General features: G+C 42.0%; 14 protein-coding genes. 1 reads left to right on the forward strand and 13 read right to left on the reverse strand.

The annotated features are described in order from the left end of the window. From yqfD to rpsU, 7 genes are all read right to left on the reverse strand, one after another. Positions 1-1191, reverse strand: coding sequence for a sporulation protein YqfD (yqfD, locus tag ACRRMM_RS02760; protein WP_017358015.1), 1191 nt, complete (start codon positions 1189-1191; stop codon positions 1-3). An 18-nt stretch (positions 1192-1209) separates the two neighbouring features. Next, entirely contained in the window at positions 1210-1491 is a 282-nt protein-coding gene (gene yqfC, locus ACRRMM_RS02765; RefSeq protein ID WP_003217398.1) for a sporulation protein YqfC, read from the reverse strand. A gap of 206 nt (positions 1492-1697) precedes the next feature. Further along, positions 1698-2195 carry a hypothetical protein gene (locus ACRRMM_RS02770; protein WP_046344011.1) on the reverse strand — a complete coding sequence of 166 codons (498 nt, stop codon included), beginning with the start codon at positions 2193-2195 and terminating at the stop codon, positions 1698-1700. 31 nt (positions 2196-2226) lie between these two features. After that, positions 2227-3219 carry a flotillin-like protein FloA gene (gene floA, locus ACRRMM_RS02775; protein ID WP_007501317.1) on the reverse strand — a complete coding sequence of 331 codons (993 nt, stop codon included), beginning with the start codon at positions 3217-3219 and terminating at the stop codon, positions 2227-2229. 27 nt (positions 3220-3246) lie between these two features. Then, complete coding sequence (locus tag ACRRMM_RS02780; protein ID WP_007501318.1) at positions 3247-4560, reverse strand: NfeD family protein; 1314 nt, start codon at positions 4558-4560, stop codon at positions 3247-3249. Between the two features lie 141 nt (positions 4561-4701). Then, a complete protein-coding gene (locus tag ACRRMM_RS02785) occupies positions 4702-5151 on the reverse strand; it encodes a GatB/YqeY domain-containing protein (protein WP_017358018.1) in 450 nt (149 codons plus the stop codon). 14 nt (positions 5152-5165) lie between these two features. After that, on the reverse strand, positions 5166-5339 hold the full coding sequence (gene rpsU, locus ACRRMM_RS02790; protein WP_003152957.1) for a 30S ribosomal protein S21: 174 nt from the start codon (positions 5337-5339) through the stop codon (positions 5166-5168). Between the two features lie 182 nt (positions 5340-5521). Here rpsU and ACRRMM_RS02795 point away from each other — a divergent pair, with 182 nt between their 5' ends. Then, positions 5522-6451, forward strand: a complete 930-nt coding sequence (locus ACRRMM_RS02795) for a Na/Pi symporter (protein ID WP_060832438.1) — start codon at positions 5522-5524, stop codon at positions 6449-6451. Between the two features lie 40 nt (positions 6452-6491). Here the strand turns inward: ACRRMM_RS02795 and mtaB are convergent, their stop codons facing one another. From mtaB to grpE, 6 genes are all read right to left on the reverse strand, one after another. Further along, positions 6492-7850: a tRNA (N(6)-L-threonylcarbamoyladenosine(37)-C(2))-methylthiotransferase MtaB gene (gene mtaB, locus ACRRMM_RS02800; RefSeq protein WP_017367626.1), complete on the reverse strand. Its 1359-nt coding sequence runs from the start codon at positions 7848-7850 to the stop codon at positions 6492-6494. Beyond that, entirely contained in the window at positions 7850-8620 is a 771-nt protein-coding gene (locus tag ACRRMM_RS02805; protein ID WP_019743217.1) for a 16S rRNA (uracil(1498)-N(3))-methyltransferase, read from the reverse strand. The genes mtaB and ACRRMM_RS02805 overlap by 1 nt, the downstream gene beginning before the upstream one ends. A 23-nt stretch (positions 8621-8643) precedes the next feature. Continuing rightward, entirely contained in the window at positions 8644-9579 is a 936-nt protein-coding gene (gene prmA / locus ACRRMM_RS02810; RefSeq protein WP_035390850.1) for a 50S ribosomal protein L11 methyltransferase, read from the reverse strand. Between the two features lie 22 nt (positions 9580-9601). Further along, positions 9602-10735: a molecular chaperone DnaJ gene (dnaJ, locus tag ACRRMM_RS02815; RefSeq protein WP_008342467.1), complete on the reverse strand. Its 1134-nt coding sequence runs from the start codon at positions 10733-10735 to the stop codon at positions 9602-9604. A gap of 165 nt (positions 10736-10900) precedes the next feature. Beyond that, positions 10901-12739: a molecular chaperone DnaK gene (gene dnaK, locus ACRRMM_RS02820; RefSeq protein WP_008342469.1), complete on the reverse strand. Its 1839-nt coding sequence runs from the start codon at positions 12737-12739 to the stop codon at positions 10901-10903. 24 nt (positions 12740-12763) lie between these two features. Continuing rightward, positions 12764-13321 (reverse strand): nucleotide exchange factor GrpE, encoded by a 558-nt coding sequence (gene grpE / locus ACRRMM_RS02825; protein ID WP_272511715.1) that lies wholly within the window; start codon positions 13319-13321, stop codon positions 12764-12766. Between the last annotated feature and the right edge of the window lie 56 nt (positions 13322-13377).

The following is a 13377-nucleotide window of genomic DNA, read 5'->3' on the forward strand; positions in this document are numbered from 1 at the left end:
CTAGTCTCCCTGAACAATAGGTGTTGGTTGAACAATATCTTCTATTACTTGGTAAAGGATGATTAACTTAACTTTACCATTCCCTGTTGTCTCGTGCAAAACTTTTTCACTTTTCACCTCACCTGTTTGACCTAGCTTTTCTTCTAATTCTTTTTTACCCATTTTAATCCCTGCTTGAACCGCTTCTTTATTTGTGTATTCTCGATTTATTTTTTCACTTTCTCGTGTGATTTCCTTTTCATAGGAGAACGGCAATTGCATATTCAAAAAATGAAGCGGGTGAACTTCTGTTTCTGTTTTCGGCTGCTGAAAATCATCTTTTTTAAAGGAAAATCCCCAAAATGGGATGGAGCCTCCAAACAAGGAGAGCTTGTGCTTTGTCTTCATTTTACCCGTAAAGACATCAAAAGATGTTCGGAGAGGGACAGAAACTTCAGATCGGTACCATGTTTCACCATAGATTTTCGCTTTAGCTCCGACCGTTTTTTTCTGATCTTCACTCCCAATTAAACCTGAGACGAGCATCTGCCCTTTTTTCACATGCTCATCGACCTGGGCAAGCGGTTCCCCCTTTTCTACATACATTCTCGTGATGACCGCCTTTTTCTTGGCAACGATGTGCTGAGGACTTGTATATTTCTCCTTTTCAGGTTCATTTTTTTCGACCACTTTCATTTGAAACGTCGTTCCGTTCAGTTCAACTCCGACCCATGTAATGCTCTGAATATTGGTCGTCAATGACTTTTGTATTTTTTCAGGTGTCCCCATGAGAAACTGAAAACGCCCTTTTTGTACCCCTATTTCGTCCAGATGCTTTCTCATTTGGTGTTCTGTTTCTGGATTCGCACCTTTAATCTCAATTTTCCACACCATATTTGAAAGAGCCAATATCGTCACTAGGAAAAAAGCCATCCCGAGGGTGAAGCCAATATTTCTTCTCGACCATAGAAGAAGAAACGGGAACCCTTTCTTTTGATGAAACGAACATTTCACCTCATGATGTCTGCGCACTTTTCTAAAGGCATGTACATCTGAGAGGCGAATAAATAAGCGCACGCTGTCTTGACGGCGGCTCACTTGAAAAATTGTGATCCCCTGTCTCGTGCACTCATTGATTAGCCGCTCAATACCGCTTCCTCTTATCTCCACTTCCACTCTGCCAATAAAATAGGAAAACCATTTGTTCTTCACGTTTCTCCCCTCCGTCAGTTAAGAATCAATATAACGGACCTCATCGATTTTCCCCTCTAATAAGATCTCTTCTGGCAAAATCGTTTTAATCACAAAGTCTTTTCCTGAAATAATGCACTGTCCTTGCTTGAGCATCAGCCTTACCTCTTGATCACTGAAAAGTAAAAGCCCTTTATGGTTCTCTATGTAAATATGGAGTCTGCCAACCATCGTAATACGGGGAAGATCCATCATCACGTCCGGAGGGATTTCAAGTGTTCTTGTCAGCCATGCTTTAAGTTGATTTTTTCTTTTTCCCATTCAATAAGAACCCCTTCCCACCTCATGTGTATGAGATCAAACTGAAAGATGGTGAGACTGATGAGAAAGCCTCTATATCATCCTATTCCTCAGCGGTTCATATCATGCTAATGAATCCCGTAAAACAGCCGTTTCATCATTTTGACTAAGAAAAATCTCCATTACGCAACAAAAAAACCCCCTTAAGAATAAGGGGACTTTCTTCTTTATCTTTTATATGGCCGTTTCATCGTTCGATGTGGCTTTTTTGCACGAGGCTCTCCAAATACTTCACCAAGGATCATCCCTTGAACGACCGTATCTTGGTTGAGCTTCTCAATCATTTTCGGCTTCATTCCAGCAGATGCTGCCTTTGGCCTTGTAAGTTCTCTTTCAAGCGATTGAAACTCTTTATTCAGCTCGCTTTTTCTTTCTTCCATTTCGGCAAGTGTAGCTGTATAACGATCCTGTAAGGACTGTGAACCTTGTTTCTTCATCCCGCCATGATCATGTACATCGCCAAAATCGTCGAGCTGGTCCGTCACGACTGGATCTGGACTTGTTTGTTTTGTTTGCTTTTGCGGCACTGGTTTACGTTGAGGAGCCGGTTTGCTTTGCTGGTTCTTTTGTTCCTTCTCCTCTTGTTTGCCGATTTTCCCAAAGACCGCAGAGATAATACCGATGATAATCGCTATTAGTAACGGATTTTCAAATAGAATGTCCAATGGGCTCCCTCCTTAAAGCGTGAGAGGATGCTTATTTGTTTTCATTATCAGATGGACCTTTTGTCATTTTGCCAAATGAATCTCTCATATCCGTATCAGCATCGATATTCTTAATGTTCATGTAGTCCATAACTCCAATATTACCTTCACGTAGTGCTTCGGCCATTGCAAGTGGTACTTCAGCCTCTGCTTCTACTACTTTCGCGCGCATTTCTTCAACTCTCGCACGCATTTCTTGTTCTTGTGCAACAGCCATCGCGCGGCGTTCTTCTGCTTTCGCCTGTGCAATGTTTTTGTCGGCTTCTGCTTGGTCTGTCTGCAGGATCGCCCCGATATTCTTACCGATATCAACATCTGCGATATCAATCGAGAGAATTTCAAATGCTGTACCTGAATCTAATCCTTTACCAAGAACCGTTTGAGAAATCATATCAGGATTTTCAAGAACCTTTTTATGATTATCTGATGAACCGATTGTCGAAACAATCCCTTCACCTACACGAGCAATGATCGTTTCTTCCCCTGCACCACCAACAAGTCTGTCAATGTTTGCACGAACTGTAATACGTGCTTTTGCTTTTACTTCAATCCCGTCCATCGCAACACCTGAGATAAATGGTGTTTCAATGACTTTAGGGTTTACACTCATTTGGACAGCTTCAAGTACGTCACGGCCTGCTAGGTCGATTGCCGCACAGCGAGCAAAGTTCAATTCGATATTCGCACGCTGAGCCGCGATCAGTGCGTTGACAACTCGGTCTACGTTACCACCTGCAAGATAGTGGCTTTCTAATTGGTTAATCGTCGCATCAAGACCTGCTTTATGCGCTTTGATGAGCGGGTTGACCACTCGGTTTGGAATCACTCGGCGAAGTCTCATTCCTACAAGTGTAAAAATGCTCACTCTTACGCCAGCCGCTAGGGCAGAAATCCACAGCATCACCGGTACAAAGGTGAAGAAGATCGATAGAACGATCAAACCTGCTGCGATAATCACAAATAATAGTAAAGTAGATGGATCCATTTTATTCCTCCTATAAAATCAGTATATCTATACTTTCCTCACGACAATGCGTGAGCCTTCCGCTTTCACAATTTTTACTTGTTCATCCTTATCGATAAAAGCACCTTCTGACACAACATCAATGCGCTCGTCTCCGAATACAATCGTACCAGATGGACGAAGTGCTGTTGCTGTCACTGCGATTTGTCCTACAAGATCATCTCTTGTTTCATTTGAGACATAACCACTTTCTTTATTGGTTGAATCGGTTAAAATGAACTTTTTAAAAAATTTCATACGTTTCCCCAACACCTTTGTCAATAAAATAACTGCTATGATTGAAACAGCAGTGGCAATCAAGATGGAAATCGCCATTTCTGTAAAGCTTCCAGCTGCTAAAAATAAGCTGACAACGACACAGATTAGTCCAATGACACCCACGATTCCCCCTGGCAAAAATAATTCCAGAATGATCAACACAATCCCTGCCAAAAACAGGAACAATGTCTCATATCCTGCAAAACCTGCCACGAGATGACCATAAAAGAATAGAAGAAGCGCTGTGACTCCCATGGTGCCTGGGACCCCAAAGCCGGGAGAATATAATTCAACAATTAACCCTAAGCTCGCGATGGATAAAAGGATAGGAATGACGATCGGATGCGTGAGAAAACGCGCAACCTTTTCAGCAAAGCTCACTTCATCGTATTGAACAGAAGCATCTGCTAAGTTCAGCTTCTGAAGCAAGTCATCCATATTTTTCGCTTCTCCTTCTGCATAACCGAACTGAAGTGCCCGATCTGTGTTAAAGGTCAGCAATTCTCCTTTTGGTGCACCAGCTTCTTTTGCGTCTATATCTACATCTGCCATCGCAAGAGCATATTTTGGATCACGCCCCTGCTTTTCAGCAGCGTCACTCATTTCAGCAAGCCATAGAGATTCAGATTTTTGATCGGCAGCGTTGCCTTCACCATCAATGATCGCAGCAGCCCCCATCTTTCCGTTTGGGGTCATATAAATTTGATCGGCATTTAAGGCAATGAATGCCCCGGCTGAAAGCGCTCTATGATTCACAAACGCTGTCACTGGGATATCGGATGCACGAATGGTATCGGCTATTTCAAGCGCCGCATCGACTGCACCACCTGGTGTATTGATGTCGAGAATGATGTGCTTCGCCCGTTCCGACTTTGCCTGCTCAAATGATCGTTCAATGAATTTAGAAAGTCCTTTTTCTACTGTATCTTCAATTGGGATAACATGAACTTTCTGATCTGCTGATTTCGCGGTCAATTGAACCCCTAATAACAAGCATATTATAAAACAACTGAAGAGAGCAATAGAAATTTTCATTTTTTTCATCTATTTGGTGATCCCCCCTCTCTTTCTTTCATTTTACCGTTCCTTTACATACGTTACAAATGTATCATAGGTTTCATTTTTATATGACAGGTTTATGGAGGCATAAAAAAAGTACCCTTCTAACATGAGAAGGATACTTTTTTATTGAGACAGTTGCTCGCTGACAAGTCTGTTAATCACAGCACCATCAGCTTTACCTTTTACTTTTGGCATAATAGCGCTCATCACTTTACCCATATCAGCTTTCGATGAAGCACCGGTTTCGGCGATTGTTTCTTTCACAACCGCCTGCAGTTCTTCTTCAGAAAGCTGTTCAGGTAAATAAACGTCTAAAATGTCAATCTCTTTTTGAACTTTATCTACTAAATCTAAGCGATTAGCTTTCGAAAATTCATGGAGGGAGTCTTTACGTTGCTTAATCTCGCGGGAAAGGACGGTTAGTTCCTCATCTCCGGTCAAACTGTCTTTCTTAAGCTTTATTGCTTCATTTTGCAGTGAAGCCTTTACCATACGAATGACAAGAAGCTTGTCTTTCTCTCGGTTTTTCATAAAAAGCTTCATATCAGAATTTAATTGCTCAAGAAGACTCATAAAATCCACCCTCTTTAGAATTTACGTTTTCTAGCAGCTTCAGACTTTTTCTTACGCTTTACGCTAGGCTTTTCATAAAATTCACGCTTTCTTGCTTCTTGCAATGTTCCAGTTTTGGATACACTGCGTTTAAAGCGACGAAGAGCATCTTCAAGCGATTCGTTTTTTCTAACGACCGTTTTTGACATTCTCTTTCCCTCCCTCCGAATACACCAATCGACTGCATTAAAAAAAGATATACATGCAAAACATGTACCTAGACATTATAATATAAGCCTAGGTTGAGGTCAACTAAGTGATTTGGAAATATATTTTCGTCATGAGCAGGTAGACAAGTCCATATATTCATTGGTAAGAGGAGGACTTTTCTATGATGGCGATCATTTATTTTTGTGCACTTATTTTCATTTTTTTATGGGCAATGGGTTTGCTTAGGAAAGGATTAATGACGCTCACGTCGTCTCGTATTGAGAAATCACTTCTTCTCTTTACAGATCATCCAGTCAAAGCATTCTTGGTCAGTATTGTGTTTACAGGGGTTCTTCAAAGCAGTTCGGCGTTTATGGTCATCGTTATCGGCTTTGTGAGTACAGGCATTCTCACGTTTAAAAAATCCATACCCATGATTCTTGGAACGAATATCGGCTCAACATTTACGACAGAATTTATTGCCATTAAGATGGACGTGTTTATGTGGGTTCTGATTGCAGCCGGTCTTTTATGTATCATTTTGGGCAGGAAGTCTTTTCGATATGCAGGAAAAAGTTTATTTGGGCTTGGCATGATCTTTTTTTGTATTCAAGGTTTTTCAAAAATTGCAGGTATGATGACCAGTCAGCCAGAGACACTACGTTTCCTTGAAATGATGCAGCACTCCGATTGGACAGCTCTTCTCTCTGGTACAGTGCTCACGGCGATTGTTCATTCAAGTTCTGTATGTATCGGTATTTTGATGGGATTTATGAATGAAGGGACTGTCGCTCTAAAAGAAGGCATCAGCTTTGTTTTAGGATCCAATATCGGAACATGTATTACTGCCGTGATGGCTGCTATCTCTGGCGGTTATGCAGCCCGCCAAACCGCGTATGCACACGTCGTGTTTAATGTTCTAGGTGTTCTTTTATGTCTTCCTTTTCTCGCCTTTATCACAGAGTTTGTTGCGCTTTTAGCAAGCTCTCCTGCCCAGCAGATTGCGCACTTTAGTCTGCTGTTTAATGTTGCAAGTTCTCTCCTCTTTTTCCCGTTCATCCGCCCTTTTCACGCCTTGATTTTGTTCCTTCTTCCGAATCGGTCAACATAAAAGAAACCGGCTTGCCTAATGGCTGCCGGTTTTTCATTCATTATGAGGTCATTCTCACTTGATCCGTCTGCACGTCATCACTTATACGGACGAATTGTCCTTCGTTATAAGGATAACCTGCTTTCGTAATCTTCACTTTCACCAAACGGCCGATCATGTCTTCTGTTCCTTCAAATACGACCTTCATGTAGTTATCAGTATATCCTACATACAGATTGTGCGTTCCGTCTTGTTCTTTGAAGGATTCTTCTGGAATAATCTCTAAGACATCGCCTTCATATGCCGATGCATATTCTTTCGCAAGCTGATCAGAAAGAGCAATGAGGCGATGAACGCGTTCGTTTTTCACATTCTCATCTACTTGATCTTCCATCCTTGCAGCAGGCGTACCTGTCCGTTTGCTGTAAGGGAACACATGGAGCTCAGAGAATTGATGGTCTTTGACAAAATTGTATGTTTCCATAAATTCTTCTTCTGTTTCTCCTGGGAATCCAACGATCACATCTGAAGTGACAGCAAGACCTGGCAATGCTTTTTTGAGCTTCGTTAAACGCTCTGCAAAGAATTCCATTGTGTATTTACGGCGCATTCTTTTCAGTACAGTATTAGAGCCAGATTGAAGCGGAATGTGCAAGTGTCTCACAATTTTATCTGACTGATCGAGCACTTCAATCACTTCGTCTGTAATTTGACTTGCTTCAATGGATGAAATGCGGATTCGTTTTAATCCCGCCACACGTTCATCTAATTCTTTCAGAAGCTTAGCAAAGTTATAATCCTTTAAATCTTCACCATATCCACCTGTATGAATACCTGTTAATACAATTTCTTTGTAGCCGGCATCGACAAGCTGCTGCGCTTGATTGATGACTTCTTCTGGATCGCGAGAACGCAGTAATCCGCGAGCCCAAGGGATAATGCAGAATGTACAGAAATTGTTACAACCTTCTTGGATTTTTAATGAAGCACGTGTTCTGTCAGTAAACGCAGGAACATCTAGTTCTTCAAAGACCCGTGCTTTCATGATATTGCCAACTCCATTGATCGGCTGTCTTTCTCTTCTGTATTCTTCAATATAACCAAGCAGTTTATGCCTGTCTTGTGTGCCAACCACAATATCAACACCAGGAATCGCCATGATTTCTGCCGGAGACGTTTGTGCGTAACAGCCTGTTACACAAATGACACCATCCGGATTATGACGAATGGCTCTTCTAATGACTTGGCGGCTTTTTTTATCGCCTGTATTGGTGACGGTACATGTATTAATGACATATACGTCTGCTTTTGATTCATAATCTTTTCTTTCATAGCCAGCTTCTTTAAACAGCTGCCAGATGGCTTCTGTTTCGTAGTGATTGACCTTACAGCCAAGTGTATGGAACGCTACTGTTCCCATCATGATTCACCTCTTAATAACTCTGTTTGATAAGATATAGCAGAAAGCGCGTAAAGAGGAGCTGTTTCTGTTCTTAAAATGCGTGGTCCAAGCCCGCAAATGACTGCACCATGCGCTTCAAGTTCTTCAATCTCCTTTTCTGCTAAACCGCCTTCTGGACCAAAAACCACTAATAAGGTTTGTCCGCCCTTCATCTGTTGGAGCACCGTTTGAAACCGGCTTTGCTCGCCTTCTTTCGATGATTCTTCGTATGCAACGACACATTTATCGAATTCACCGGCCAGTTGAATCAGCTCTTTAAATGTTGATACTGGATGAACGCGCGGAATGATATTCCGGTAAGACTGCTCGGCAGCTTCTTTCGCAATTTTTTCCCAGCGATCTCGTTTTTTCAATGACTTTTTTTGGTCAAGTTTTGTAATCGAACGAGCCGCTTGAAACGGAATAAAAGCACTTGCGCCAAGCTCGGTGCCTTTTTGGATAATCCATTCAAGCTTATCCCCTTTTGGCAGACCGCTTGCAATCGTCACCTTGATCGGAAGCTCTCGATTCTGATTCGTCCAGCCTTCCAAGTGACAAATCACTTCTTCCTTTGTTATTGTATCAATTTTACTGAGCGCTTCAAAGCCGTCTGTTGTTAAGCAAAGGATGTCCTCTCCTGCTTTCATCCGCATGACGTTTGCAAGGTGATGAACATCTTCACCCTTTATGACGATGTTTCCCTTTTCCGTCACTTCTTCTTTTGTGAGGTCGATAAAATATCGTTGCATACGTGTCCTGACACCTACTCGCTTTATTTTTTCGCTATTATGCTGACCCAATCTTCCATTGACAGCACTTCAACAATCTCAAAACCGGCTTCTTCTAAAGCCGTTTTAACTTGTAATTTCTTTTGTCCGATAATGCCTGATGTAATAAAGTAACCGTCTTTCTTCAATAGATCATACGCTTGATCTGTAAAGCGCAAGATGACCTCTGCAAGGATATTGGCCACAATCACATCGCGTTCACCTGAAATCCCATCAAGTAAATTGTTTTGTTTTACCGTTACTTGCTCGCTCACACCATTTAATTCGATGTTCTGCTTTGCACTTTCCACTGCAACGGTGTCGAGATCAAATGCATGAATGTCTTTTGCACCGAGCATTGCAGCGGCAACACTTAAAATGCCAGATCCTGTTCCAACGTCAATCACCGTGTCGTTTTCCTTCACATAGCGCTCAAGCGCCTGAATGCAAAGAACCGTTGTTGGATGTGTACCGGTTCCAAATGCCATTCCAGGGTCCATTTCGATGATCAATTCATCAGAATGAACGGGTGTGTACTCTTCCCATGTTGGGACGATGGTAAATTTCTCAGAGATTTTCACAGGATGATAGTATTTCTTCCATGCAGTCGCCCATTCTTCTTCGTTTACTTCACAAATTGACAGTGTATTTCGTCCAAGGTCAATATCATATAGAAGAAGATTGTTGATGGCCTCTTTGATCTCATCTACCGTTTCCATCAAAAAGCTATTCATCGGAAGGTAGGCTTTGACGATAACCCCTTCCTCAGGATAATCATTCGGATCGAGCTGGTAGATCTCACCGTATACATTTTCACGTTCCTTGACTAAATCAAGCGGGTCCTCAATCACGACACCACTTGCACCTGCTTCATGCAAAATATTGGTGATCGGTTCCACCGCTTCATTTGTTGTATGGACGCTAATTTCTGACCACTTCAATACTACCAACTCCTTATCCGTCTTACTCGCCTTTAAATGCGCGTTTCACCTTATCGAAAAAGCTCATTTCTTGTTCGTCCGGTTTATTTCCGCTCACTTCAGCAAATTTTCTAATGATATCTTTTTGATTTTCAGTTAAATTCGTCGGTGTTACGACGCGTACAACGATATGCTGATCGCCTTGACCATAACCGCGTACATTTTTTACACCTTTTCCTTTGAGTCTAAACTTCGTACCCGTTTGTGTGCCCGCAGGAACTTTTAATTTGACTTTCCCATGTAATGTCGGCACTTCAATTTCATCACCTAGTGCAGCCTGCGCAAAGGTAAGCGGCATTTCGCAGTAGATGTCATCTCCATCTCGTTCGAAGAATTCATGCGCCCTCACATGGAAAACAACAAATAGATCGCCTGGAGGTCCTCCATTTACACCTGGTTCACCTTGACCAGATACTCTAAGCTGCTGACCATCGTCCACACCTGCTGGGATCGTCACATTGATTTTCTTACGCTTACGCACTTTACCAGATCCACCACATGTTGAACACTTATGCTCAATTTGTTTACCAGTTCCGCTACAGTAGTTACATACTCTGCGGTTGACTACTTTACCAAATGGCGTGGATTGCTCGACATTTAGTTGACCTGATCCGCCGCAATGTGAGCATGTCTTTGCCTGTGTTCCAGGTTTTGCACCTGATCCATGACACGTTTCACATGATTCCTCGCGGGGAATCTCGATCGTTGCTTCTTTCCCAAATGCCGCTTCTTCAAATGAAAGGGTCATTGTATATTGAAGGTCCGCTCCTTGACGTGGTGCATTTGGATCTCTTCTTCTGGCTCCGCCGCCAAAAATACTAGAGAAGATGTCATCAAAGCCGCCGAAGCCGCCAAAGTCTCCCCCACCGCCAAATCCGCCGCCACCAAATCCTTGGTTTGGATCGGTGTGACCGAACTGGTCATAATGTGAACGTTTTTGATCGTCAGAAAGGGTTTCATAGGCTTCTTTTACTTCTTTGAATTTATCATCTGAGCCAGCTTCTTTATTAATATCAGGGTGATACTTTTTTGAAAGCTTGCGGTATGCCTTTTTGATTTCGTCCTTTGAGGCGCTCTTACTCACGCCAAGCACTTCATAGTAATCACGCTTACTCATCTCTTCACACTCCCGATTTTCTCACATAAATACGATTGTATCATTTTAAATTGATCTTTTTCAATTCCTTTTCATCGTTGAAAAGAAAAAAGTCAAAGCCAAGAGATCCTGACTTTGACTTTCTGACGAGTACGTTTCAGCAGTCTTTTTCAAAAGTAAAGGTGATTATTTTTTCTCTTGATCGTCGTTTACTTCTTCGTATTCTGCATCCACTACATTGTCATCTGCTTTTTGAGCACCTTCAGCGCCTTCTTGCTGAGCTTGTGCTTGTTTTGCAGCTTCTTCGTAGAGCTTTGTCGTTAATTCTTGAACGATTGTTTGTAGCTCATCTTTTTTCGCTTTGATGTCTTCAAGCTCGCCTTTTTCGATCGCAGCTTTTAGCGCATCTTTTGCATCATTCGCTTTTTTCACTTGCTCTTCATCGATTTTGCCTTCAAGATCTTTTAATGTTTTTTCTGTTGTAAACACTAATTGATCTGCTTCATTGCGCACTTCGATTTCTTCTTTTTTCTTTGCATCTGCTTCAGCATTTTCTTCTGCTTCTTTGACCATTTTTTCGATCTCATCATCAGAAAGACCTGAAGAAGATTTGATTGTGATGTTTTGCTCTTTGCCTGTACCCATATCTTTCGCACGTACGTTGACAATACCGTTTTTATCGATATCAAAAGATACTTCGATTTGTGGTACGCCGCGTGGTGCTGGCGGGATATCAGTCAATTGGAAACGACCTAATGTTTTGTTGTCTGCTGCCATTGGACGCTCACCTTGTAAGACGTGAATGTCTACAGCAGTTTGGTTGTCAGCAGCCGTTGAGAATACTTGAGATTTACTTGTTGGAATGGTTGTATTACGTTCAATCAGCTTTGTGAATACGCCGCCCATTGTTTCAATTCCTAAAGAAAGTGGTGTGACGTCAAGAAGAACAACGTCTTTGACATCTCCTGTGATAACTCCACCTTGAATTGCCGCACCAAGTGCAACCACTTCATCAGGGTTTACGCCTTTATGAGGCTCTTTACCTGTTTCTTTTTTGATTGCTTCTTGTACTGCAGGAATACGAGTTGATCCACCAACAAGGATAACTTTATCAATCTCGCTAGCAGATAGACCAGCATCTTTCAGTGATTGACGTACAGGTGTCATTGTACGCTCTACAAGGTCTGCAGAAAGCTCTTCGAATTTAGCACGCGTTAGCGTTAATTCTAGGTGAAGAGGACCTGCATCTCCAGCTGTGATAAATGGCAGTGAGATTTGTGTAGAAGATACACCAGAAAGATCTTTTTTCGCTTTTTCAGCAGCATCTTTTAAACGCTGAAGCGCCATTTTATCTTTTGAAAGATCAATGCCGTTTTCTTTTTTGAATTCAGCCACTAGATGATCGATGATGACTTGGTCAAAATCGTCTCCACCTAGACGGTTGTCCCCAGCAGTTGAGCGTACTTCAAAGACGCCGTCTCCAAGCTCAAGGACTGATACGTCAAATGTACCGCCGCCAAGGTCATATACAAGGATCGTTTGATCTTCATCTGTTTTATCTAAACCATAAGCAAGTGCAGCTGCTGTTGGTTCGTTGATGATACGTTCTACTTCAAGACCAGCAATTTTACCAGCATCTTTTGTTGCTTGGCGCTCTGCATCGTTGAAGTAAGCAGGAACTGTAATAACCGCTTTTGTTACTTCTTCGCCAAGATAAGCTTCAGCATAAGATTTAAGATGTTGAAGAATAATTGCAGAGATTTCCTGCGGCGTGTAGTTCTTGCCTTCAACTTCTACTTTATAATCTGTACCCATATGTCTTTTAACAGACATGATGGTGTTCGGGTTTGTAATTGATTGACGTTTCGCTACTTCACCTACTTGGCGCTCTCCATTTTTAAAAGCGACAACAGATGGTGTTGTACGTGCTCCTTCAGCGTTTGCAATAACTTTTGGCTCGCCGCCTTCGAGTACTGCAACACATGAGTTTGTTGTTCCTAAGTCAATACCAATGATTTTACTCATATTCGATGACCTCCCATTATGTAGTTATTGATTTACTTTTACCATTGATGGACGAATAACTCGGTCTTTGAGTTTATAGCCCTTTTGCAATTCTTCTACAACGATGTTTGAATCGTGGTTTTCATCTTCAACTTGCATGACGGCTTGATGAAGGTTTGGATCGAACTCTTTGCCGACAGCTTCAATTGGTTCAACGCCTTCATTTTTCAACGCTTCTACCAGCTGGCGGTAAACCATTTGCATACCTTCTAACAAACTTTTCGTCTGCTCATTGTCTGGATCGATTCCAAGCGCTCTTTCAAAGTTGTCGAGAGCTGGGAGAAGGTCGCTGACAACATGTTGAGAACGATATTTTTGCACGGTCTCCACTTCAGTTCGAGCACGGCGTTTATAGTTTTCAAAATCTGCTTGAACACGCAGAATTTTGTTTTCTTTTTCATCTAGAAGCTGCTGCAATTCATCAATCTTCTCTTGGAAGGCAGACTGTTCATCGTGCTTTACTTCCTCAGTTTCTGCTTGAACTGCTTCTTCTTGTGCTTCAACCTCTGCTGCTTGCTCAGGTGTCTGTTTTTCTTCTGACATTGTGTTCACCTCCCTCAAAAGATTCAATTATACGAAGGGGCTGTGCCCCCACCTTT

This window comes from Bacillus sp. XT-4 (genome assembly GCF_050864245.1).
Classification (GTDB): Bacteria; Bacillota; Bacilli; order Bacillales; family Bacillaceae; genus Bacillus; species Bacillus altitudinis.

Bases quoted from the DNA above. Each gene is read 5' to 3' on its own strand.
- grpE (WP_272511715.1), bottom strand. From the start codon at position 13,321: ATGTCAGAAGAAAAACAGACACCTGAGCAAGCAGCAGAGGTTGAAGCA.
- ACRRMM_RS02780 (WP_007501318.1), bottom strand. From the start codon at position 4,560: ATGAAAAAAATGAAAATTTCTATTGCTCTCTTCAGTTGTTTTATAATA.
- ACRRMM_RS02795 (WP_060832438.1), top strand. From the start codon at position 5,522: ATGATGGCGATCATTTATTTTTGTGCACTTATTTTCATTTTTTTATGG.
- ACRRMM_RS02805 (WP_019743217.1), bottom strand. From the start codon at position 8,620: ATGCAACGATATTTTATCGACCTCACAAAAGAAGAAGTGACGGAAAAG.
- yqfC (WP_003217398.1), bottom strand. From the start codon at position 1,491: ATGGGAAAAAGAAAAAATCAACTTAAAGCATGGCTGACAAGAACACTT.
- ACRRMM_RS02785 (WP_017358018.1), bottom strand. From the start codon at position 5,151: ATGAGTCTTCTTGAGCAATTAAATTCTGATATGAAGCTTTTTATGAAA.
- dnaK (WP_008342469.1), bottom strand. From the start codon at position 12,739: ATGAGTAAAATCATTGGTATTGACTTAGGAACAACAAACTCATGTGTT.
- dnaJ (WP_008342467.1), bottom strand. From the start codon at position 10,735: ATGAGTAAGCGTGATTACTATGAAGTGCTTGGCGTGAGTAAGAGCGCC.
- rpsU (WP_003152957.1), bottom strand. From the start codon at position 5,339: ATGTCAAAAACGGTCGTTAGAAAAAACGAATCGCTTGAAGATGCTCTT.
- mtaB (WP_017367626.1), bottom strand. From the start codon at position 7,850: ATGGGAACAGTAGCGTTCCATACACTTGGCTGTAAGGTCAATCACTAC.
- floA (WP_007501317.1), bottom strand. From the start codon at position 3,219: ATGGATCCATCTACTTTACTATTATTTGTGATTATCGCAGCAGGTTTG.